The following is a 24,183-nucleotide window of genomic DNA, read 5'->3' on the forward strand; positions in this document are numbered from 1 at the left end:
AAATCACCTCGAAAATTAACCGGATTTTCTTCAGATCCATTTTACACCCTCCTGTCTCCTGATGTTAACGAAAAGCCTCGTCCAGGAAAAATGAATCTTAACGGATACAGAAAATTCTCAGTCATTATTAAAATCCTAAATTCAGGGTTAAAACAAAGGGTACTAAAGCTTCCATTTGTTACGAAAAATCACAGGTGATTATAACCGGTCAATGCCACCAGGCACAGTGAACAGGCCTTATGTTAGTCACCGTACCGACTCAAGTCATCCCTGTAATCTATAGTGGATCCGGACTTGATAAATTGATGTCAAAAGAGCCGATCAATTCTTATATTGACAATCCAGCGTTTTAAATCAAGAGGGTCAAGCCCGTATCGCGCAGTGTGTTTACAATCCTTAAGAACTCAGAGGACGGGTAAACACAAAGCATTCAAAGCAGGTCATTAAAACAAAGTTCTAAATGAACCTGCTTAATCTCAACTCAATGTAATCATTATGAAAAACTCAAATCGCACAATGCCGTATAAAAACAGTCAGTTATCCAAAATTATCCCGATAGCTGTCGTAATGGGTCTCGGCATGGCCCTTGTTATCAATCCAGCTAATGCTGAAAAATCAACGTCTAACAGTCTACACTCGCAAAGTAATGCTGCGGAAAACGCAGGAGATGGCAAAGGAAAATTACCCACATTTGCTGAAGCCGATACGAATGGCGATCATTACGTCACCAAAAGAGAATTACAAAATTTTCCCTATTTATTGCAAACTTTTGACAAAGTTGATGCCGGTAATGATGGAAAACTGGAACAGCATGAATACCAAAACCTTGAAATGGAAACCAAACGGGCAGGCGAAGTCGATTAACTCATCGAGCAAGACCCAACTTTTGATAAATTAGCCCCCTCTTTAGTCCGCTGATGTAAATCGACGGATGCTTGTTCAGAATCGATCGTGATTTAAGCGTGTCAATCGCTTGATTTGCAGACATCATCCGCTCAAATAACCCGGCCGGGTCGGGTTATTTGAAGTGGCTACCGTTGGAGTCTGACCGGCGTTACCCGCCAGATAATGTTGCCAACGTCATCGGCGACCAGCAGGGCTGATTGCTTATCAAGCACTACACCCACCGGCCTGCCGAAGGCTTCTCCATCTTTGCTGACAAAATCCGTCAACACATCAATCGGCTTTCCGTTAGGTTTGCCGTCCCTAAAAGGTACAAATAGAACCCTGTAGCCACTGCTTGGCTTGCGATTCCACGAACCATGCTGACCGATAAATACACCATTATCGAAGGGCGACGGCCAAGTTGAATTTCTAGCATAAACAAGACCTAGTGAAGCGGTATGGGAACCCAGCCCATAGTCTGGCACTCTCGCACTGGCGACAAGATCGGGCCGCTGAGGCTCAACCCGTTCATCCACATGTTGACCAAAATAACTGTATGGCCAACCGAAAAAACTGCTGTCGGGAACCGATGTCAGGTAATCCGGAACAAGATCGCTGCCAAGTAAATCGCGCTCGTTAACCACAGTCCAGAGTACTCTGCCATCAGGCTCCCAAGCCAGACCATTGGGATTGCGCAGACCGGATGCGTAAAGCCGGTAACTACCTTGCACAGGATCGACTTCCCAAATTGCGGCACGGCCAACTTCCTGATCCAGGCCGTTCTCGGCTATATTGCTGTTTGACCCCACCGTCACATAGAGCCGTGATCCATCCGGGCTAGCCAGCACATTTTTGGTCCAGTGGTGATTGATTGGACCACCCGGCAGATCCAGAACCTTGACGCCATTTTGAGTTATCCGGGTTTCACCGCCGTTATAGTGAAACTTCATCAATGCATCCGTATTGGCCACATAGAAGTCGTTACCGATCAGAGCCATGCCGAAAGGTGAATTAAGTCCTTCGAAAAATACCGTACGCGTTTCCGCCACACCGTCACGATCCTCATCGCGCAGCAAGGTGATGCGATTGGCACTGGGCCGCCCTGCTCCGGCTTTGTTCATTGCCAGCTTAACCAACCAGCTTTTGATCCCATCGACTGGCTGATCAGGCGCATTGGTCTCGGCAACAAGAACATCGCCATTAGGCAACACATAAATCCAGCGCGGGTGATCGAGATGAGTGGCAAATGCATTTACAGACAGCCCAGGCGCAGGAAAGGGTGAAGCGTTCTTCGGCCAGCCCACTGCTTTTGCAATGTTGACGGTGGGAATAAGGGTTGGATTGGGTGGCGGCAGTTGCGGATCAGGACCGATGCCCGCTGAAATCGGCAATTGAGCAGTATCCCCGCAAGCCGACAGCACTGTCGCTATCAGGGTAAATAAAATTACGAACCTTGGAGACATAACGTCAGAACTCCTGTTTTTAATACTAAGCGCTGATCAATTTGCGACATTTCGGACAGGCCGTCAATTAACGTGCATTAGGATGTGCAGGCCATGCAGATCTCGATACAACCTGCGCAGTCGAGGCGTTGAACATTTGGCTGAGCTTCAACTCGGCGGTTATTGCCGAGATTCAGGACACAAGGACGTACCACTGCCTTTGCCATCCATGACTTCTGGATTCCGGCGATCCCTGCCGGAACGACGGCAACTATTAATGTAAATATAATTGCCCAACAAGCCCGGGCATCCCTATAAAAACAGAGAAACTTAAGTTTTCACGTAATCTTGCAGGGGCAAATAAATTCGCCCCTGCAGAAATTTTCGGATGGTTGTTGCTGACCTAATCCTAAAGTGCTCTTCGTCCTTGTATGACATTAAGCACAACGACGATCAGTGCGATAACCAACAGAATGTGGATAAATCCGCCCACAGTGTATGAGGACACCAAGCCTAATACCCAAAGAACGACCAGGATAATTGCAAGATTGATTAACATATATTTCTCCCTAAAAAGCCGTCGATTGACGGCGTTAGATGAACCGTTAAAGCCAAAGGGCGGTGACCCGTGTTGACTGGAAGCTCAACAAAGCGGCAATTATTGGCCTTCCTTAATATCCTGTTTGATATCGCCATAGCCCTTTTGAGCTTTACCTAAATTCTTTTGGATATTGCCTTCTACTTCCATGCGTTTGTCATCCAGTACCTTGCCGGTGACTTCCTTGACTGTGCCTTTGGTTTCTTCGATGCGGCCCTCTACTTGATCTTCATTAACGGGGGCTTCAGTTTTGCTTTCTTCGGCATAAATGGCAAACGAGGAAAGAGCCAGAATAATACCGGCCAATTTTAAGATGAGTTTCATAATTATTTCCTGTAAATGAGGTTAGGGAAACTAATGACTACCAAACTGTAAGCCTTCAATTTCCAGCTCAACCTAGCTAATCAGCAGAGCGGGTACTCAAGCATGCTATTTTGCCGGGTAATAATGGAGATCCGCTCGCTCTGAGCTTGAGATGAGCTTGGCGAAGGGCAGTCGTTCATGGTCCAAAAATCTGTCCTGCGCGTCGCTCAAGGACTGACGGTTAGTCGTCAACTGCCTTCTTAATATCTTCCTTAAGATCGCCAAAACCGGCTTTAACCTTGCCAACGTTTTTCTCGACAGTGCCTTCGGCTTCCAACTCATCGTCATCGATTACCTTGCCGATGACTTCTTTGACTTTGCCTTTCGCTTCTTCAGCTCGGCCTTTTACTTGATCTTTGTTCATGGGGTACTCCTGATAATTGTTTTAGTTGTTATTGAGTGAAGTCTGAGACTGCTTATCACTCGATTAAAACAATACTCAAATTATTGGACGCAGTCGGTACGCCAGCGCACATTAGCGGGGACCTAAAGACCGAAAAATTTAGAAATAGGCTTAAAAGAAGTTAGAGGAATTAGAGCTTAGAGAGTACTGAAGCTTAGGAAAAGCTTCTCAAATTCGCAGGGATGATTAAAAAACCAGGTAAAGTTTGGGCACAATGTCGTCGGTTTAGCAGAACCTTTTAAATTGCTCATGCTGAATTCGGAATTTATACGAAACATTGGAATGACGGCTTATCTTGTTAACATCGGTTCGATTTTAGTTTAAGCCGCCACAAGTCAGGTCAATAGACCTTTCTTGTGGCGGCATTTCATACTAAAACACCTGCTCGCTCTCAAGGTCACCCGGGTGACATTTATACGGAGAGTAGAACGTGCTTCCTGCTACACAGCGCCACATACTAGGGTTTGTAAAACTTGGCGCGAGCCGCACATTCGTCGCTTGCTCAAAGGCATAGCCCGCAGCAAGAAGTTTATCCTCGCTAAAAGCCGTGCCAACGAACGTGACACCTATCGGGTTACGGCCCGCGTTGCCCGTGCCATAGCCCGCAGGGACGGTGAGGACCGGGTAACCTGCGCGGTCGGCGATTCCAACCAGCGTGTTGCCGCTAGGTACAACAATGGCGACGAAATCATCGGTAGTATCATCGGGCGTCCCGTTAGTCAGGATTGCATCAATCAGTTCCTGGCTGGAGACTTGGCCCAACACCTTTTCAGACTCGTAAATGGAATTTACGACCGGATCGGATAAATTCACTTCCTGAGCACTAATAAGTTCGCTCTGCTGATACTTCAGCCCCTCGACGGGATGAGCGTCATTGTAGTCAATGATTGCCTGCAGTGACTTGGCGCCACTGCCTCTAACGGTTGATAAATAGCTGTTCAAATCACGTTTGAACTCTCTGATAACGATACTGGGCGGATTTGGATTAGGCGTCCCAACTGATGTGACGACAACTGTGGCACCCAGCCCCTGGAGAGCGCTCACCACAGCAGGGTAGGGGCCTGCCGTAGATGCAATAACCGCCACTTTCTTGCCGCTTAATGCTGCTAACGACAGCCCTGAGAGGTAATCCGGTACATCCGGTATCTCCGAAGTAGCTTCGTCGCCGGGATCACTACCCGCCAATACTCCCAACGCGGCTGCGGCATCGTAAACAGTCCGCGTGATAGGACCTGGCGAGTCCTGCGATCTTGCTACCGGCAACACACCTGTGCGACTGACCAGGCCTACAGTCGGCTTAAGCGCTACAACACCTGCAATGCCGGCCGGCGCAATGATCTGTGCCGAGTCGGTCGAGGTCTCCATTCCTACTGTCATGGCGGCCAAGCCCGCAGCTGTCGCTGCCGCCGAACCGGCCGATGAACCACCTGGCGTTTTATCTGTATCGGACGGCATCAACACCTGGCCTCCGAGAGAGGAGTAACCCTCGGGCAGGATAGGGTCAAATATTCCGTTAAGCTCAGTGACATTGGTCTTGCCGAGAATAATCGCGCCAGCCGCCTTGAGCTTGGCAACTATCATGGAATCCTTCGCAGGCCGTGTATGCTGCAAGGCGATTGAGCCCCCAGTTGTCGGCATTCCGGAAACGTCAATCCCATCATCAAGCAGCACCGGTATACCGTGCAATGGACCTCTCAGCTTGCCCCGCTTACGCTCGGCATCGAGGCGGCCAGCTTCGCCCAACGCGCCCATATTGACCTCTCTAACAGCCTGGATTGCAGGCCCTTCCGCATTGGTCAATGCAATTCGGGCCAGGTAAGCTCTGGTTAACTGCTGCGCCGTCAGCGTGCCGACCGTCATGCGCGCCTGCAGGCTTTCTACTGATTCAGTCTCTAGTGAGAAAGGCAACTTCGGTGCGGTTTTAACCATCCCCTTGAGGCTTTCGTAATCAGGATTGCAGCTGCCCCGCTCGTGGAATGGCGGCAGTGGCACAGTTTTGGCGCAGCGGTACATGCTTGGGTTCAGTTCAGAAGCCGTTTGGCGTAGCATAGTGGACTGCTCTATCACGTAAGCTACACCAATCAGGTCACGCTCGCTGTTTGCGTTGCCATGTATCGATAGACCGATCGCGCGCCTGTTGGTCAAGTTATAGCCCATCGGGATCGTGATCTGAGGCGTTCCCGCAGTCGCACCGCTAGGCACAGAACCGAGTATGGCAATGAAATCATCGCTAGGATCGTCCGGTGTATCGTTGCTCATCATTCGGTTGATGGCGGCCCACTGGGCTGCGCGCCTTATAGGCATAGCTTCACGATAAGCTATCTCCTGAGGTCCGCCGGGGGTAACATCGCCGTTATTCAGGGCATTGACATGGTTGATGTGGCCAAACTTCAGCGCCTCCTGCTGATTGGCGATATTATCGGCAACCTCTTCCGCCAGTGACTGGATAGGGGCGCCAGGGCCGAGGTTCTTGTAATATTCGTTGATGGATTTGTGCTGTTGGTAGCCGGAGGGCAAGCCAGGCACGCTCCCTACCGCAATTGACGGACGCTCGACCATAATTGCGCCAGCAGCCACGAGCGCGTCAAATGCGATCTTGGCTGGTGAGCCATCCAGGAACGTACCGTTGTAGCCTATGCGTTTCCCCTGAACGAAGTCCATCCGAAGTGCCGACATGTAGTCCGGCAACTGGTCCGGAACCCTGGTGATAGACTCGTACCAGTTCGGGCCAAAAACAGACTCGTACGCCGCATCGCTGACCGGATCAAACCCGACGATAGACTGCAGCGTCATCGCCGCTTCGGCCACAGTTTTGGTCATCGGACCGGCTGTATCCTGCGACGCAGAGATAGGTGCGATCCCATAAGCGGGGACTAAGCCGACAGTAGGCCGGATCCCGACAAGACTTTGAGCGTTAGATGGACTGATGATAGAACCTGAAGTCTCGGTACCTATCGTCAGCATCGACAAGGCCGCTGCACCAGCCGTTCCCGATCCCGACGACGAACCGCTAGGGTTTTGATCGGCATCCAGCGCATGAATCACTTGACCGGTCAGATTGGAAAAGCCGGAGGGTTGATTGCCGAAGCTGTTGGCGAACTCTGATAGACCCACTTTACCAAGAATCACGACACCGCTCTCTCGCAACTTCTTAACGACACCGGAGTCCGACTCGGGAAAGGAGTCGCGAAGCGAATAATTGCCCGCTGAGGTATACATGCCCTTCACATCAATCAGATCCTTGAGCAGTATCGGCAAGCCGTGGGCGGGACCTCGAACATGTCCTTGAGCCCTCTCCTTGTCCAAAAGCGCAGCGTCTCTTAAGGCGTCCTTATTAAACTGCGTGACTGCGTTGAGTCCTGGACCGCGCTTATTCAGTGCTTCGATCCGTTTGATGTAGGCCTTGGTGAGCTCTACGGATGTCAGTTTACGGTCCTCCATCATCTTGATCGCAGTAGGACCGTCAAGTTTCTCAAGATCGAGAGCAGCAGCGGCAGCGATTGGAGCGTCATAGAGAGCCAACAAACAGACCGAAGCCGCCAATAGCCGCCGCACGGCCGTCTGAGCGGTTATCGGAGGTTTCTTCGCCAGGTATCTGCTTGCAGTAAGATGCTTGGTCGGGATTGACAATTCCTCACCTGTGGACTCTTGCGAATCAGGGACTGTTGCACAAACAACGGTCTTTATTACGCTAGCGGTTTTCGCGGTTGGCATTGTTTTACCCTCTCACTTGTTTTGTGCAAACTTTCATTTGCGACAGGTAACTTTAAATTAGATCTCTAAACACATATGGCTTCATGAGTATCTGTATTCGGATTACAACCCAACGATCATGGAGAAGCTTTGATCACGCGGAAAATAAAAGCCCCAGGTTTTCCGATGATGATCGTGCACTTTCATGGTCAAGTGATTGCATTCCACGAGGCTTTTTACAGCATCAATTTATTGCACTCATTAAACATGCCATTGACCGGATGATCGGATATACCGTTGTACATCTGCCATTTTTGAGTGGTTATTGTGATATCTGTCACAATACAGACCAGGAAAGCGCTTTACAAAGAAGCGTACTTATGATCATGCTGGTGCATCCCCTGATATTTAGCCCCAGCTAATCAAAATTAATGGACTTTGCTTCTCCCTCACCTTGAGCACCGCCGTCAGAAAAAATACCGATCGAGACACAAGAGCCCCATGCAACCACAAAGAAAAAAATGTCACAAAATAGCGCGTAAGAAGGTGGTAGCCGTTTGGTTAAGCATCGATTTTTAACGCCACCCAGCATTGACTCGACCCAATGCCTCGATCATCGAAGGCCCGATCCGCTTCAGTTCACCCGGTTTCACTAATAAAAAAGCCTTAAACGAATCTAACTTGCGAGAACAAAAAACATTTATTTTCAAATCAAACCTGTCAACGAGAATTTAAGAGCCTGATACCGGCTCATCACAATGTGAGTTAACTAAATAAATCTTTTTATTAGCAATGACTTACATTAATTACCCTGAGAACAAAGCAGCACTGGAGTGAGTTCAGCACGAATATTGCTCAATCAACCCTGAACCATCGAGACCGGTTTTCCAAAAAACGATCGCTTGATGGTGAGTTTTCTCTGAACTTTAGCTAAAAAGTTATGTGAGGTCGCACTATGTATAAATCTTCCGAGAATAGATGGCAGTCATTATTTAAGGTCCGTAACAAATTTGTTCTTTTAGCCGGTTATATTCTGGCATCGTCAATCATTCCCGCTCATGATGCCTTTGCAAATGCTGGCGGCAAAAGTGAAATTCGAAAGTCGAAATTTCAAATAGAAGAAGCGACTATCGATGATATCCATGAAGCCATTAAAAGAAGGCAACTTACAACCACAGAACTGGTTCATCTATACCTTGATCGCATCAAGGCCTATAACGGTGTATGCGTCAATCAACCTGAAGGAATACTCGGGCCTATTTCAACAATCCCTCACGCGGGCAAGATTAATGCGTTGATCACCTTAAATCTTCGACCTGATTCCAGAACTGCACTCGGTTTCGATAGCCGCAAGGCACGAAGCATGACGGATCTTTTGGATAATAACCCTGATATGCCCGATGCTCTTGAAGTTGCGGCGGAACTGGATGCCCACTTTGCGAAGACGGGCAAATTGGCAGGGCCTCTACACGGCGTAGTAATGGCGATTAAAGATCAGTATGACACCTTCGATATGCGGACTACGGCGGGCGCGGATGCCTTTTATGCCAATGATCGACCACCTGATGATGCGACCTTTGTGAAGCAACTTCGGGAAGCTGGAGCGATCATTCTAGCCAAGGCTAATATGGGAGAGTACGCTGCCGGTGGTATTACGGGAACGCGGAGCTCGTTTGGCGGGACAATGTGTAACCCTTACGATACTGAGCGTGATCCGGGAGCTTCCAGTGGAGGGTCCGGCATGGCGGTAGCAGCCAACCTTGTTACCTGCGCTATAGGCGAAGAAACCGGTACCTCGGTCCGGGAACCGGCCAAGAACAACAACTCGGTCGGGATCGCGCCAACAAGAGAACTGGTCAGTGCCGATGGCATGATCCAGAAGGGAATCACTACCCGAGTCGGACCGATATGCCGCACTGTTAAGGATACCGCTCGCATTCTAGATGCCTATGCCGGCTTTGACCCGAAAGATGAATTGACTGCATTCAGTCAAGGTCGCAAGCCGTTAAAACCTTATTCCACTTTTGCCGACGGTAAACCGCTGGACAAAAAAGTGCGGATTGGTGTCATTCGAGAATACATGGACAAAGACCTTTTCTCACCGGCAGATATCGAAAGCATTGATATCGTAGACAGAGCCATTGATGATTTACGCGGCCTGGGTGCGACTATTATTGACCCGGGTCCGGGCGGATCGCTGTTCCAAGGATGTGTCGACAAAGTCGTTCCGACATGGCGCAACCTGCTGTTTATCACTCAGTTCCCCGGCGTCTTTCCTGCAGGAACCGATCACATTCCGCTTTTGGTGGACATGTACTTCGATCCTCTGCTGGTCCCGCATACCGCCACCGGACAACCCAGCATCAGGAATCTGGGGCCTGCGGGAGGCGACTCCGGCGATGCAAAGTATAATTTCAACCTTTACTTGAAAGAAAGAGGCGATGCCAACATCCAAAACCTTACGGAGCTGATAGAAAAGGCAAATTACTGGAATGATCCAGTAATCCCGAACCGAAAAGCGAGTCTATTGAATGCGAATAACGCCTTAACATTGGCTAATGCAAGCGCTCTGCAAAATCGGTTTGCTCTACAAACGGTTATCTTCCAATGCTTTGCGGAAATGCAACTGGATGCAGTTGTTTACCCAACCGGCAGTGTACCTCCTCCAATCTTGACAGCTCCCGAGGAACCCAGCGTAAACGACAGACCCTCTTCCATTTGGACGTTCATCAACGCCAGGGGCTTTCCTGCTATAACGGTTCCGGCAGGATTTACCACTGAGGTGTATGGACGGGATGCTGATCGAAATCTCGTGGGACCGATTCCGGCACAACTTCCGGTAGGAATAGATTTCCTCGGGTTGCCGTTTAACGAGGCCATGCTGTTCAAGATAGCTGCTGCCTATGAACAGGCAACGCATCACCGCACGCCACCGCCCGACTTTGGACCGCTTGATAAACCAAAAGTCAAACCCGGCAAGCCAAAGAAGCTACCTAAGACTCGCATTCCAAGTAATGAAGAGCTTCGCGCAATAGAGAGGGATTTGTAATGAAAAAACGTAACTACTCGCCCGCTTGGAATAGAGGGCGTAGGTGATTGATTGAAAAGGCTTCTGCAACAGGGATGGTTTCAGAAACTTGCTTATCGACTTAATCAAAAGTAAATCTTATGGGGTGGGCATGTTCATTCATGCCCATTCCCTTAAGCGAATGGATACGATCCCATCTACACAACCTTGCAATCACGATTAGAAATCAAATCACCCTCACAAGCCAACACAATGCCCCGAAAATCATTTCAGGCCGTGGCTTTATCATTAGACAAATTCAGGACCCAATGTTGTTAAAGCGCGAAAATTGTAGCGTAGTTGCGATTCATGTATCATAGCGCGCTTTCGATGCCCCATTAACCGTGGTCAGGTAATTTGATTTAATGAAAATCCTTATTCTTGGAGCCGGTGTTACCGGCTCTTCTGTTGCCGGTGCTTTAGCTAATGAAGCTAACGATATTGTTGTTATAGATAGAAAACCTGAATTACTGTCTGCATTAAAAGAACGTTTGGATATTGCCACTGTCATCGGAAATGCTGCGCATCCCAGTGTACTGGAACAGGCCGGCGTCAGAAATATGGATATTGTCATCGCAGTGACTGACCGCGATGAGACCAACATGCTGGCCTGTCAGATCATCAAAACGCTGTACAGCAAACCCAAAACGATCGCCCGAGTGCGTGCAATCGACTTTCTGAAACATCCCGAGTTATTCGATCCTAACGGACTCGATATTGATATCGTTATCAGCCCTGAACAAATTGTCATGGAAGCCATACACAATTTGATTAAATTCCCAGGGGTTCTCCATATTTCTGCGTTCGCCGATGGTCTTGTAAGATTGTTTTCGATCAAGGCCGTCAAAGAAGGCTTTGTGACCGGAAAAAAAATCAGCGCACTCAAAGAAAAACTGGCCAACGGCAAAATTCGCGTTGTCGCTATTTTTCGTCAGGGGCAAGCCATCAATGTCAATGGCGAGGCCATGGTCTTGGAGGGGGATGAGGTTTTTTTCGTATCACCACGACACAAAATTCGCAAGGTTCTAAGTGAACTTCACACGCTTGAAGCCCCTATCAAAAGCATTATGATCGCGGGCGGCGGCCATGTTGGTAAACGGCTTGCCATGGCACTGGAAAACAATCATCAAGTCAAGGTGATTGAGTTCAACCCGGTCCGAGTCAGAAAAATTGCCAATGAACTTGAAAACACGACCGTGTTACAGGGTGACTGCGCAGATGAAACATTGCTGGTCGATGAATTAATCGGCAAAACCGATCTATTCTGCGCAATTACCAATAATGACGGCGCCAATATCATCGCAGCCGCATTGGCAAAAAAACTGGGCGTCAAGAAAACCATCTGCCTGCTCAACCACAGCTCTTATGTCAAACTCCTTGCCGGCAGTGAAATTGACGTGGTCGTACTGCCAAATCAGGAAACTCTGGGCAGTATTCTTAAACATGTCCGAAAAGGCGATGTCGCCCGCGTCAGTTCATTATGCGGCGGCAGTGCGGAAGCCATTGAAGCGATTGCGCATAAAGATAGCAAAGGCTTGTCTGTAGTCGGCCAGAGAGTTGACGAGATTAAACTGCCCACCGGCGTTGTGCTGGGCGCCCTGATTAGAAACAAGGAAGTCATCCCCATCCATCACAATACGGTCTTTGAAGAAAATGATCATATAGTGATGTTTGCGCTCGATAAGAAACTGGTCAAGAACATCGAAAGTTACTTTCATCGCATTTAATGGCTCATCACTATGCAGACTAAAGTCGTTCTGAGAAGTATCGGTCTGTTGCTGATGATGTTCAGCACCACGTTGTTTTTCCCTTTGCTCATCTCCTATGTTTACCAGGACGGTGCCACACTGACTTTCTGGAAAAGCTTTTTTATCATCCTTGCATCAGGCGTTCTGTTGTGGTTTCCACTCCGTCATGAAAAACGCCAGCTTTATCATCGTGACGGCTTTTTGATTGTTGCCTTGTTTTGGGCCATTTTAGGCACTATGGGTGCTGTGCCTTTGTATATGGCAGAAACCCCCAATATGACATTTACTGATGCTGTATTCGAAGCCGTCTCCGGCTTTACCACTACGGGAGCAACCGTTTTGGAGGGCCTGGATAATATGCCCAAGTCTATTTTGATGTACCGGCAACAATTGCAATGGCTTGGCGGCATGGGTGTTGTCGTATTGGCGTTGGCCGTGCTGCCGGTATTGGGCATCGGGGGTATGCAGTTATTTAAGGCAGAAGTGCCCGGCCCCATTAAAGACTCCAAATTAACGCCCCGAATTGCCGGGACAGCCAAAGCTTTATGGTCTATTTATTTGGGCATCACAATTGCCTGTGCTATCAGTTATCGTTTGGCAGGCATGGACTGGTTCGATGCGGTGGGTCACTCTTTTGCAACCACCGCTAATGGCGGCTACTCTACTCACGATGCCAGTTTTGGTTATTTCAACAGCCCTGCACTCGATATGATAGCCATTTTTTTTATGGCTATCTCGGGTATGAATTTCGCAATACATTTTGCTGCTTTACAAAGAGGCTCATTAAAAGTTTACAGACTGGATAGTGAAACTCGCTGCTATTTAGGATTGATGATAATCAGCGGTTTGGTGGTTGGCGCACATCTTTATTATGACTCAACCTCAGGTTTTTCATTATCTGAAGCGATGCTCCACGGCATGTTTCAGATTGTTTCATTCATGACCACGTCCGGATTTATTTCCACCAATTTTTTCGAATGGCCCGGTGTCAGCCCTATTTTACTGGTGTTTATCGGTTTTGTCGGTGGCTGTGCAGGTTCAACAGCCGGCGGACTTAAAGTTATCCGAGTGATGCTGCTTTACAAACAAGGGCAAAGGGAAATACTCAACCTGATTCATCCCAACGCCCATATTCCGGTCAAAGTCGGCAAAGAAGTTCAACAGGACCGGGTTATTAGTGCGGTCTGGGGTTTTTTTGGGCTTTATGTGGTGTCCTTTGTCATCATCATGTTATTGATGATGGAATTTGGACTAGACCAAGTCACTGCATTTTCCGCGGTTGCCGCCTGCATCAATAACGTGGGGCCCGGTCTGGGCGACGTTTCTACCAGCTTTAAAACGGTGAGTGACGGCGTCAAATGGCTGGGTTGTTTTGCCATGTTACTTGGCCGTTTGGAAATTTTTACGATTCTAGTTTTGCTGTCACCACGGTACTGGCGGTATTAGTTTGCTGCCTGACGAGCATACGCACTCTCTTATAATCGTGCACTTTTACAGTAAAAAGGTTTTCATAATATTTTAAATTGGGAATCTCCGAGCGTTGGTGTATGCTCGCGGTCAAGCTTCAACACAGATGAATGCGGGGGAAAGCCAACATGGCCGATAACAATGAAGTAGACACTCTAAGCCAAAACTTCGCTGCCATTTGCCGAGAATTCGATACATTTAGCCAAAAATCACGCCAGGACAATCTGACCGCCCGCCTCGTTTATGAGCAAAATATCACTATTTTGCAGCGGTGCAAACAGCAGGTTGAGACATCATTAAGTCATCTGAAAAAAGCCGAAAGTGACGAAATGAGCCGGTATTATTGTGACTCAGTCAAAAAATCGCTGGCCGCCTTTAAAGAATCACTTAAACACGCGCAAATGAAAGTCAATAGCGCAAGACCCATGCCGCCTTTCTTTTTCTAGATCATTCCTTAAGACCAGTCCCCGCTATTTCAAAATTCGAATTCTTACACCAAAAAAATCGTTACTATTCAGCAAAGTAACAAGACAAAAGTTATGCCCGTGAAGGTCGCGGTTGGCAATAGCCAACCCAACATTTCAAGGCCAAAGCGTTAATTGTTGGCTCGCAAAAAAACATGCAACCTACGTTAAATAGTTATAAAACCGAAGTTTCCCAATAATTTGAAAAACGGACTGCCATTATGCTTGACTGCTGGAATTATCGATAGGATCTACGTAACCGGTGCCAAACCCATTCAATAAAGCACTGTTCGCGTGAGGCTTTGAAGGTTTGGGAGAGGCGTCATCCCGGCAGGGATTGCCGGAACGACGTCAACTATTAATGCAAACTAAATTCTCTAACAAACCTGGACAACCCTATAAAAACTGAGCAACTTCAGTTATAAAAATAATTTTAGAAATACTGCTCGCCTTTCACCTCCATAACACAATAAATACCAATCCACCCGCTACCGCCAATCAATATTCTCTTTTAACTATTTTTTACTATTAAAATAGTATTTTCTCCCGTACAATTCCGGGCAGAATGATTTGAAATACATGGTTTTCATATTTTAATAGCGTCATTACCAACCTGACCCTGCGTTTTTTATATTCGCAAGCGGGTCTGCGTATCATTCCTGTGTAACGTTATTTTTTCAGTTAGGAGTTCAAGCCCATGGTAAAGCTTTTTGTTCGCGGTTTACCACCCGCCACTACCGAATCCAGCCTAAGTATATTGTTTAGTGAATACGGCAAGGTATTCGACCTGGAAGTCAGTAGGGATCTGTTCTCGGGCCAGGCTCGTGGTTTCGCAACCGTTGAAATGGAAGGGCACGAAGCTCGCGCGGCCATTGCAGGTCTGGATGGCCGCGACATTGAGGGCAAGACGATTTATGTCGCCCTGGATAAAGGCCCCAAGACAGGACGAGGCCGGCGTTAACCCAGACCGGACTATCAAAACAGACGCGTGAAAGGACAACTAGTTCTGCTGCAGTTGCAGAGGCAACACAGCTCACGCGTCGAAGGCCGCTTATCGTACTTGAGTTCAAACTACCATTAGAATTGTAAATTGTAGTTATTGACCTGTTTAAGAACATGAAAAGATCATCCCGGATGCCTTCCCAATCCCCGATAGACTCCATCATACAAGACTCATCTGTAGAAAATTTGGATTCAGTAGGCCTGCGTGTCCGTTACTATCGGGAACGCCTCGGTTTAAGCCAGGATGAATTGGCCTTGCGTGTTGGTGCAGCACAGCAAACCATTCAAAGCCTGGAATCAGGAAAAATTAGAAAAAGCACTTTTTTACCGCTGATTGCCAAAGAGCTGGGCGCCGATTTCGATACCTTGCTGTTCGGTAGCGAACACCCCCCTCACGTCAAGACTGAACGCCCGCTATTGATGGCCAGCACTCGACGGGTTCCACTATTTTCCACGCGGGACTGCGACTTGGTTCATACTTACCTTAATAACCAGTCAGTGCCTTCGCCCAGCGGAAAATGGGTGGCCATGGACTATTCCCTGCCCTTTGCGGAATCGGGACCTCGCTTGTTTGCCTTGAAATTAGGATTGAGTGATGAAGCGTTTCAGCCTGAATTTCGCCCCGGCGACCAATTGGTCATCGACCCTGATGCACCCATTCAACCCAGCGATCCCGTCATCGTATTTAAACCGGGTGCCGGGCGGCTCAATCTAAGCAAATACCGTGTCTTGTCGCAATCCGGTTCCGGCATTGATTATGAACTCATCTCGCTACACCCCGATTATCCGAGTTTTACCGGTGACGAACTTAAGTCACTGGAAATTCTGGGCCCGGTCATCCAGATGCGCCGCCCGATTTCCAGCCGTATTCGTCTAGCCGTTTTGGAAGAACCTGTTGGCTAAGCACGGCATGAACTTGAGTTTGAAATCTGTGGTGCGATTTCAACAGACAAAAAAAAGCGCTTTATCCTGGTTAAGGATAAAGCGCCAAACGCCTTAACTAACAATCACAACTGAGGAGGTAACCAACGCCAATTTCTTAACGTTTAATTACAATAAAGCAGTTACCGTGCCAATTAGTAAAAGCCCTTGATATTAGCGTTCATAACAGGCATCCCCCGACCACTTCAGTAGTAAATCGCATACATACTGTGGATAATTGAACACAAATCTGCCATATATTGAATCATTTCTGACGCAATTCACCCGAAAACAGCACCAATACAGTGCAACCATATTATCCTGCACGGACTTCTTCCCTTCCCGATTCAGCAATGGCCGGTTTCCCATGCTCAAAACGCGAGCAATTATCCGGCAACTTGGAAAATATCGGATGTTTTGCAATTCCGTAGACTTCCGGATAATAAACACCGCCCAGATAGAGCCCGAAAGGAGGCGCAGTGACGCCGCCACATTCTCTTTTTTTTATGTCCAACAGTTCCCGTGTCCATTCGACAGGCTGTTTACCCATGCCGATAGTCATCAGCACACCGGCAATATTTCTGACCATATGATGTAAAAAGGCATTCGCTGAAATATCGATAATGACCCGATCCTGTTCGCGGTAAACATCAATAAAATGCATGATGCGACAAGGACTTTTGGATTGGCAAGCTTGCGCCCTAAACGTTGAAAAATCATGGCTACCTATCAAATGCTGGGCTGCTTCATGCATTTTTTCAGCATCCAGGGGCGAATAACACCAGGTCACCTGGCTGCGCAATAAAGCGGATTTCATCGGACGATTGAGGATGACATAACGATAAAATCGCGCAATTGCACTGTAGCGGGCGTTGAATCCGTCAACCGCGACTTTGGCCCATAAAACCCGAACATCGGGAGGCAAATTGCAATTGACACCCATCACCCATGCGCGCATCTCGCGTTCGGCATGCGTATCGAAATGAACCACCTGCTCCAGGGCATGAACACCTGAATCGGTGCGTCCCGCACATTGCACAGTAATGGGTTCATTCGCGACAGCCGAAAGGGCTTTTTCCAATTCCAACTGAACAGAACGGCCATTTTTCTGCCATTGCCAACCAAAAAAATCGCTGCCGTCATATTCAATGCCCAAAACCATCCGGACCATTACTTCCTCGTCTTTTTTATTTCAAATAAGTGGATTGATTACAGCATCATTCGCCCTAGCTAAGCGCAAATAGTAACCTCTATACCCTGCGGTATAAGATCAAACAATTCTGCAATATCAGCATTCAGCATCCGAATACAGCCGTGTGAGCGCGCAATTCCGTCCATTAACTCGTCGGGCGAACCGTGTATATAAATGTAACGCCACGCCGTATCCACCTGGCCGTATCGGTTTTTTCCAGGCTCGAGACCTCCCAGCCAAAGAATGCGGGTTAATATCCAGTCACGTTCCGGAAACTGCCGGGCCAATTCCGGTGAATAAATTTCCCCGGTAGGCCTGCGTGCTTTAAAAACCGCATTCAAGGGTAAACCGGAACCGATTTTTGCGCGGACTTTGTGTTTTCCGATGGGCGTACATTCACTGCCCATCAACTCACCCGGCCCGTTTTTGGCGGTTGAAACCGGGTAGGATGACTGGATTTTGCCGTTGTCGATCACGTAAAGCTGTTGATTGCTGATGGATATCTCAAGACGCATGATGAATCAGATTGCCGTTATTACCATGAGAGGGATACTGTCATTTTCCGGGCCAATGTCGGATAAAACTACCGCACTGGCCTTTTACTGTCTATTTAACCCTTTTCAAACAAGGCAATGGACTCGACATGGGCGGTTTGAGGAAACATGTTCATGACCCCTGCTTTGATCAGCTTATAACCCAGCTCATTGACCAGAATTCCGGCATCGCGCGCTAGCGTGGAAGGATTGCAGGACACATAAACAATGGTTTCCGGCTGCCATTGTTTGAAATGCTGCAACACATCGGACGCACCGGCTCGGGACGGATCCAGCAGAATCTTATTGTATCGGCGATTGGCCCAAGGGAATTCACTGATGTCTTTGGTTAAATCAGCCGCATGAAATTCAGCGTTGGTAATGCCGTTAAACAGGGCATTTTCTCTGGCATGTTTGATCAAAGGCAAGTCACCTTCGATACCGGTAACATGTACGGCTCTGCGCGCCATGGGCAGCGTAAAATTGCCCAAACCGCAAAACAAATCCAGCACGTGATCATCCTGGGTTAAATGCAAGGCTTCAATTACCCGGCTCACCATAAGCCGGTTAATTTCATAATTAACCTGCGTAAACATCGCCGGCCTGAATTTAAAAACAATATCATGCTCGGGCAACGCATAAGTCGGCATCACTTCGGGCTCGCCGTCTATCGGCACGATGGTATCGGGGCCTTTAGGCTGCAAACAAATACTCATGCCCAGCTGATGGGCGAATTGGCGCATGCGTTCCTTATCTTCCAAGGTCGGCGGCTCCATCACGCGAATGGAAAGCACACAGTCGTCATCGCCGATGGCCACTTCAATCTGCGGAATTTTGTCCTTGATCGTCAAGCCTCCGATCATTTCCGATAAAACCATCAGATTCATACCGACGCGAGGATGCATGACTTTGCAGCTTTCAATTTCGGCTAAATAAGGCTGGCGTTTTTCTCTAAACCCCACCAATACCCGGCCTTTTTTAGCAACATACTTGACGCCCATTCGCGCTTTACGGCGGTACCCCCAGTGCGGACCATCCAAGGCCTCCCAAACCTGAGGAATTTCGAGCTTGCCTATCCGTTTAAACTGCTCTTCCAGCAATTCCTGCTTGATTTGTATCTGCTTGGCGGAGTCCACATGCTGAAAACTACACCCGCCGCACATCGAGTAGTGCGGGCATTCGGCATCAACTCGAAACGCCGATCTGCTCAGCAGATTCACCAGCCTGCCTTCGGCATAATCCTTACGGATATCGGTATAGACAAACTCAAGCTCTTCGCCCGGCAGGCCTTCATCGATAAAAACCGCTTTACCGTCGACATGCGCAACGCCGCGTCCGTCATGAGTCATAGACTCAATCGTTGTTTTAACCGGCGTTGCCGGCATCACTTTTCTTGCTGGTCGTCTACGTGCCATATTTATTTCTGCTTCCAGCTGCCATTGGCCGTTTGATACCACCAACCGGAATTCGCGTTACTCACCCACCGCGCGGCAAACGTGGACTTGATTTGTGCAGCCCATTCAGGATGACCATTGGCATTGGCAATAGCCTTATACAAATTTTCTCTATCGGCGTTTTCAGCAGCGACCAGACGATTTACCTGATTCCGGTCTTTTAAAGGAATACTGGCGGCATCTCTTACCGTCAGCAAACCGGATGAAGCGATACCTATAAAACCGGCATCATAATAACTTTTCAACCCAGGAAATCGGCTTTGCATCTGTGCCGTCAATCTGCGGATTTCCGGAGAATCAATCGATAAATTGGCCTCTTGCGCGTGGGCCGATGATATGAAAGCACTTAAAACGGCATCCACCGATTTATAAAAAGAGTGCTGCCAATCATTCAACTCACTCTTAGGCTCTTCTTGCGGTAGCGTCGTTTGGATGTCCTTGATAATTTCATCAGCGGCTTTTTCAGCAGCAGCGGCCGGAAAATAGATATTTATGGTCACACAGGCGGTTAACAGCACTATGCTTAAAAAAGATAATTGTTTCATTGATGTCTCCAGTTACTCAATTACTACATCGTCAGTAGCGGAAATCCGCTGCAGCCTTTCCAACAAGACGTTCCAGTCAATCCGGGGATTATATCCCATCACATCGATTCGCGGCAGACCGCCGCCTTTAACAATGTAATAACCTTGTTCAGTCGCTTCCAGCGCCATCACCTGGCAGACGCCGTCAGACAGGTAGCAACCGATACCCAGCTTCTCATAGCTGAACGTTTCAAAAAGTTGTAGAAAAGTTTTTGAAACAATGTCGGTAGCACCACCGCCGAAAGTGGTCAGGTTTTCGACCGCTTTCTGACTGATTCTATGCCGGGAATCATCATTTTCCGGAGTGCCCAGCCAGGCATAAAAACTGACTGGTTTCCAGTTTTCAAGATATAAATCGCGCACAAAACCGGATAAACGACCCTCTATCATTCCGGTTTTAAACGTTTGAGTCAGTTGCCCCAAATCCAGCCGATCAAACTCCAATTGTGCATAAACTTGCGGAAAATCGGTCAAAAATCCCGAGGCAGCCAGATCTTTAAGACGCACCTCTCCATCGAATACGCGGATCAGCAATTCTCCGTCGACGGTCAATTTTCCGTTTATATAATCGACACCGGGGATGTTTCCGCTCAATGTGCCGGATAACGGGGCCCAATCCAACGCTTCCGACAATTGCGCCAGCGATACATTGCGCACCGCACCTTCAAAGTAAAAATCAGGTTCATCATTCTCTTTGGTAAGCCATTTGAACTTGTCGACCCGCAAATACCCATCCAGCAAAGGAAAACGGGTTTTCGTCAACAATTCTATAGCGTTGGTGCGGGCTTCAAAAATGAGCTTGGCAGGCCCCATCGGTAGCCGGTAAATAGTAAGCTGTTCCCAGGAAAACCATGAAGGCAGATGCGCCTCTTCTCGGGTGGTCCAATGAAAAGTGCCCTGCCCCTTTTTGATACTAAGCCGCTGTTTCGTATCATCGAGTCCCAGCGAGTCACTTTTAACCCGGACAGATTCTATGGACTGATCTTTTAGGACCACATCCGCATCCATATGCCCCTTTATTGAAAGCCCCTCTAGCGCAGTCCCGGCAAAATAGGGGCTTAAATAAATAGCGGACAGGCTTTCCAGGTTTTGAGTTGACAGAAAAAGCTGCGCGTATTCAATCGACCAAGCATTACGATAACTGATCCGCGCATCGGCTCTTAATTCAGCCACACCCGGCTGTTGAATCAGCAGATAATCCAGCAAAATTTGCTGCTTGGCCTGTTGCCAAAAACCGGCCGCCGCAACAGTAGCCGGTTGCTCCGTAAAATCCAGATAAAGCGGATCGGAGTAGAGCGCACCGCCGGTTAAGTTCAATTGACTCAGCCACCGCCAGGCTTCATCTCCGGGTTCTGCTTTGAGGCTCATGTTCAAACTCAGGTTTTCCAGAGCAAAACGACCATCCTGGCTTTGCGCGGATAATCGTTCTAGGGCTGTATTGAGGCTTAACGTCTTTACTTCACCGCCTTGCCCGCTTGAAGTCATCGAAAAAGACAGGGTACCGCTTTGAATGGCTGAACCCACGTCGGGTTGTAATTTGGCGATGGTTTTAATATCAAGTCCCGTACCTTTAGCTACAAGCGACCAGTTATCCTGCTTGATTACTGCAGAAACGGACAACCTGCCGCCCGCGACCGGCATATCATCCAACGCGATCTGACTTGAATCTTGGTCAATATGAAAGGACACCGCTACTGCGTTTAATGGCAACGATGATGATTGAATGGATAGCTGACCTTTTCGGCAATGGATTTCATCATTGCCCCAACTAAAATCGGAACACTGTAAATCAAAGAGCTTAATGTGATCGAAAGGCTCGGGCAGACGGAGATATTGAATAGTTGACCTGAGCTGTTGAGTCGCTTCTGACAAATCGGACAATGACAACGTGACACCTTCAAACGACCAGCCCTGTTGTTCAATGCTATCCAGTTTGAGGGTGACATTATCAAGCGCGTAAGTCATGGAAGGCGATAAAAACAAAAGCACTATCAGAGTAAGGAGAACCATCTGTCTGATTGGCAGAGCTTCAATTAGCCGTGATGCCGGCAGACCTGTTAACAACAAAGAGCCGCATGGATGCCCCCAAGCCATTGGGTTCGATGATTAACGACAGTCACTTGAAGAGTAATGAAGATTAACCGGGAAAAACACCCGTCGACAAATAGCGGTCGCCTCTATCGCAGACGATGGCAACAATGACGGCATTTTCCAATTCAGCCGATAAGCGCAAGGCAACCGCAACGCCGCCGCCTGATGAAACCCCGGCAAATATACCCTCTTCGGTAGCAAGGGCTCGCATGGTTTGCTCTGCCGTTTGCTGATCAATGTCAATGATCCGGTCAACCCGTGATTTCTCGTAAATTTTGGGCAGATAAGCTTCAGGCCAGCGCCTGATTCCCGGAATTTTGGATTCACCTTCCGGTTGAACGCCGATAATTTGAATCGCCGGGTTCTGCTCTTTCAAATAGGTGGAGGTCCCCATAATGGTGCCGGTGGTTCCCATCGAACTGACAAAATGGGTAACCTCGCCGTGTGTGTCGCGCCAAATTTCAGGACCGGTGCCTTCATAATGGGCACGAGGATTGTCGGGATTGGCGAATTGATCAAGAATACGACCCTTGCCTTCAGCTTCCATTTGCCTGGCCAAGTCAATCGCAGATTCCATGCTGCCGGCGGCCGGAGTCAAAATAATTTCAGCGCCATAGGCTTTCATCGATGCGCGCCGTTCAGCACTCATATTATCGGGCATGATCAAGGTCATTTTATAACCCTTAATCGCCGCCGCCATAGCCAAGGCAATACCGGTATTGCCGCTGGTTGCTTCAATCAAACGATCGCCGGGTTTGATTTCGCCCCGCTCTTCAGCATGCTTGATCATGCTCAACGCAGGCCGATCTTTAACCGAACCCGCAGGATTATTACCTTCCAGTTTAACCAGAATGGTATTGCTGGTATTTCCGGGTAAGCGCTGTAATTTGACTAAAGGCGTATTGCCCACAAATGCTTCAATGGTTGGATAATTCATGATGTCAGCCAATAACAATGGAGTTAAGGCATTATCACACAAAACATCTTTAGCCTGCCCCCAAAGGTGGATTAATTTTTTGTGCTTTTAATACGGAATAACCGAGGACAGAGAAAGGTTAATTTACTCTGACACTAATTATTCTTCTTTGTGCTTTTGGAAAATTGACATCGTTGTTTTTCCCTTCAATTGTTCCTGCATCTGTGAAACGAATGAATTCCTTGACTCAAGATGAACACTTGGAGTAATAATTCACGTCGAGCGATGAGTTAGGTTTTAGGTGTTCAAGTTCGTCCAGAATCAGTGTTTAAATTAATCAAAATACGCATAGCGATTAAAAAAAATGAAACTGAGTCGTCCTTATTTGAATTTATTGAACAAGGCCACATTTATCGTGTAAGTCACACTGTGCTTACCTAGGGACTTTAAACCCAATTATCCAGGGAATAACCATGCAAGCCTACTATGAAATAGAAACTGAAATTCCAAAAAATCACCAACTCAATTTATCGTTGCCTGATGACATTCCAGCAGGCAAAGCTAAAGTGGCGATTATTTATGAATTTTCAGAACCAAAAGATAATACAGGAATGGCTTTAACAGCATTTTTAAATAAATATAAAACTGAAGATATTGATGTTGATACGCAAACTTTTGACGAAAACAGAAAAACAAATGCGGATAGAGATTTTCGTCTATGAATTTGAGAATAAGACTGCCAAGGCTCAGAATCAGGTTTTACTATGACCCAATTATTTAAATGGTAACGAAGTTCCACAGGAGCATTGGGTTAGGCTACATTCAATAATTTACTTGCTAAATTCCTGCTCACCGTAGGAGATGGCAAAGACTTTCCATCATTTTTGATAGTTTCAACCCATTCATTCACGATCTGACAAAGCTCGGTATAAACTTGAATCTCATCATCTCCATGACAGCAAGTATCAATTATTCCAGGACAAGAACCAACAAAACAGCCATCTTCATCAGACCACACAACAATTTTGATATAACGGCCACTTTCTTTCATTATTTTAACTTCACAATCAGTTTCTTTGTCTCGCGAATTTGTTAGGGTTTAGCATCATCTGAGAGTTGCCCAGAAATAGTGATGCGACTACCGTTTGGATGTTCATAGTTTCTATGACTTCCTTTGCCACCTCTATTAACAAAACCAGCCAATTCTAAAGCACGAATAAGTTCTTTAATCTTGGGCGGCATTTTTATATTCCAATTATTTACTTTGAGACTGAAATGTCGGGCAACAAAAAGCTGTTGCCCGGCCTACCAAACTGCCACCACAGGGCTTGTCCAACAACCGGCTAAGATCGTGGTTCGC

General features: G+C 47.7%; 21 protein-coding genes and 1 pseudogene. 8 read left to right on the forward strand and 14 right to left on the reverse strand.

Annotated elements, in window-relative coordinates; all coding sequences use genetic code 11:
* Positions 1-495: 495 nt before the first annotated feature.
* The gene (locus tag GO003_RS22485; RefSeq protein ID WP_159653394.1) at positions 496-864 is read left to right on the forward strand and encodes an EF-hand domain-containing protein; all 369 of its coding nucleotides are present in this window, start codon (positions 496-498) and stop codon (positions 862-864) included.
* Positions 865-1,031: 167 nt separating this feature from the next.
* On the opposite strand, the gene GO003_RS22490 is transcribed toward GO003_RS22485, so the two are convergent.
* From GO003_RS22490 to GO003_RS26715, 6 genes and pseudogenes are all read right to left on the reverse strand, one after another.
* On the reverse strand, positions 1,032-2,348 hold the full coding sequence (locus GO003_RS22490) for a PQQ-dependent sugar dehydrogenase (RefSeq protein WP_159653396.1): 1,317 nt from the start codon (positions 2,346-2,348) through the stop codon (positions 1,032-1,034).
* Between the two features lie 388 nt (positions 2,349-2,736).
* Positions 2,737-2,886 carry a lmo0937 family membrane protein gene (locus GO003_RS22495; protein WP_159653397.1) on the reverse strand — a complete coding sequence of 50 codons (150 nt, stop codon included), beginning with the start codon at positions 2,884-2,886 and terminating at the stop codon, positions 2,737-2,739.
* Positions 2,887-2,985: 99 nt separating this feature from the next.
* The gene (locus GO003_RS22500) at positions 2,986-3,249 is read right to left on the reverse strand and encodes a CsbD family protein (protein WP_159653399.1); all 264 of its coding nucleotides are present in this window, start codon (positions 3,247-3,249) and stop codon (positions 2,986-2,988) included.
* Between the two features lie 220 nt (positions 3,250-3,469).
* The gene (locus tag GO003_RS22505) at positions 3,470-3,652 is read right to left on the reverse strand and encodes a CsbD family protein (RefSeq protein ID WP_159653401.1); all 183 of its coding nucleotides are present in this window, start codon (positions 3,650-3,652) and stop codon (positions 3,470-3,472) included.
* Between the two features lie 411 nt (positions 3,653-4,063).
* A complete protein-coding gene (locus GO003_RS22510) occupies positions 4,064-6,268 on the reverse strand; it encodes an amidase family protein (protein WP_231089155.1) in 2,205 nt (734 codons plus the stop codon).
* A 186-nt stretch (positions 6,269-6,454) separates the two neighbouring features.
* Positions 6,455-7,405, reverse strand: a pseudogene (locus tag GO003_RS26715) (amidase family protein); the annotation flags it as partial.
* A gap of 934 nt (positions 7,406-8,339) precedes the next feature.
* Here GO003_RS26715 and GO003_RS22515 point away from each other — a divergent pair.
* The 6 genes from GO003_RS22515 (at position 8,340) to GO003_RS22540 (ending at position 16,035) form a co-directional block, all read left to right on the forward strand.
* Positions 8,340-10,433, forward strand: a complete 2,094-nt coding sequence (locus tag GO003_RS22515) for an amidase (protein WP_159653405.1) — start codon at positions 8,340-8,342, stop codon at positions 10,431-10,433.
* Between the two features lie 383 nt (positions 10,434-10,816).
* Complete coding sequence (trkA, locus tag GO003_RS22520) at positions 10,817-12,178, forward strand: Trk system potassium transporter TrkA (protein ID WP_159653407.1); 1,362 nt, start codon at positions 10,817-10,819, stop codon at positions 12,176-12,178.
* Between the two features lie 12 nt (positions 12,179-12,190).
* Entirely contained in the window at positions 12,191-13,645 is a 1,455-nt protein-coding gene (locus GO003_RS22525) for a TrkH family potassium uptake protein (protein WP_159653409.1), read from the forward strand.
* Between the two features lie 149 nt (positions 13,646-13,794).
* The gene (locus GO003_RS22530; protein WP_159653411.1) at positions 13,795-14,112 is read left to right on the forward strand and encodes a hypothetical protein; all 318 of its coding nucleotides are present in this window, start codon (positions 13,795-13,797) and stop codon (positions 14,110-14,112) included.
* Positions 14,113-14,827: 715 nt separating this feature from the next.
* Entirely contained in the window at positions 14,828-15,091 is a 264-nt protein-coding gene (locus tag GO003_RS22535) for an RNA recognition motif domain-containing protein (protein WP_159653413.1), read from the forward strand.
* 173 nt (positions 15,092-15,264) lie between these two features.
* On the forward strand, positions 15,265-16,035 hold the full coding sequence (locus GO003_RS22540) for a helix-turn-helix domain-containing protein (RefSeq protein ID WP_159653415.1): 771 nt from the start codon (positions 15,265-15,267) through the stop codon (positions 16,033-16,035).
* Between the two features lie 334 nt (positions 16,036-16,369).
* Here GO003_RS22540 and truA read toward each other — a convergent pair whose 3' ends face one another.
* The 6 genes from truA to cysM all read right to left on the reverse strand — a co-directional run bounded on the left by truA (position 16,370) and on the right by cysM (position 22,844).
* On the reverse strand, positions 16,370-17,224 hold the full coding sequence (gene truA, locus GO003_RS22545) for a tRNA pseudouridine(38-40) synthase TruA (protein WP_159653417.1): 855 nt from the start codon (positions 17,222-17,224) through the stop codon (positions 16,370-16,372).
* Positions 17,225-17,283: 59 nt separating this feature from the next.
* Positions 17,284-17,760 carry a L,D-transpeptidase gene (locus tag GO003_RS22550; protein WP_159653419.1) on the reverse strand — a complete coding sequence of 159 codons (477 nt, stop codon included), beginning with the start codon at positions 17,758-17,760 and terminating at the stop codon, positions 17,284-17,286.
* Between the two features lie 95 nt (positions 17,761-17,855).
* Entirely contained in the window at positions 17,856-19,193 is a 1,338-nt protein-coding gene (gene rlmD / locus GO003_RS22555; RefSeq protein ID WP_159653421.1) for a 23S rRNA (uracil(1939)-C(5))-methyltransferase RlmD, read from the reverse strand.
* Positions 19,194-19,195: 2 nt separating this feature from the next.
* Entirely contained in the window at positions 19,196-19,777 is a 582-nt protein-coding gene (locus GO003_RS22560) for a YdbL family protein (RefSeq protein WP_159653423.1), read from the reverse strand.
* Between the two features lie 12 nt (positions 19,778-19,789).
* Positions 19,790-21,826 carry a YdbH domain-containing protein gene (locus GO003_RS22565; RefSeq protein WP_231089156.1) on the reverse strand — a complete coding sequence of 679 codons (2,037 nt, stop codon included), beginning with the start codon at positions 21,824-21,826 and terminating at the stop codon, positions 19,790-19,792.
* A 127-nt stretch (positions 21,827-21,953) separates the two neighbouring features.
* On the reverse strand, positions 21,954-22,844 hold the full coding sequence (gene cysM / locus GO003_RS22570; RefSeq protein WP_159652340.1) for a cysteine synthase CysM: 891 nt from the start codon (positions 22,842-22,844) through the stop codon (positions 21,954-21,956).
* A 452-nt stretch (positions 22,845-23,296) separates the two neighbouring features.
* Between cysM and GO003_RS22575 the strand changes: the two genes are divergently transcribed.
* The gene (locus GO003_RS22575) at positions 23,297-23,545 is read left to right on the forward strand and encodes a hypothetical protein (protein ID WP_159652341.1); all 249 of its coding nucleotides are present in this window, start codon (positions 23,297-23,299) and stop codon (positions 23,543-23,545) included.
* A gap of 89 nt (positions 23,546-23,634) precedes the next feature.
* Here GO003_RS22575 and GO003_RS22580 read toward each other — a convergent pair whose 3' ends face one another.
* The gene (locus GO003_RS22580) at positions 23,635-23,874 is read right to left on the reverse strand and encodes a hypothetical protein (protein ID WP_159652342.1); all 240 of its coding nucleotides are present in this window, start codon (positions 23,872-23,874) and stop codon (positions 23,635-23,637) included.
* A 41-nt stretch (positions 23,875-23,915) separates the two neighbouring features.
* A complete protein-coding gene (locus GO003_RS22585) occupies positions 23,916-24,065 on the reverse strand; it encodes a type II toxin-antitoxin system HicA family toxin (protein WP_159652343.1) in 150 nt (49 codons plus the stop codon).
* Between the last annotated feature and the right edge of the window lie 118 nt (positions 24,066-24,183).

Origin of the sequence: Methylicorpusculum oleiharenae (genome assembly GCF_009828925.2) — a bacterium.
Classification (GTDB): Bacteria; Pseudomonadota; Gammaproteobacteria; order Methylococcales; family Methylomonadaceae; genus Methylicorpusculum; species Methylicorpusculum oleiharenae.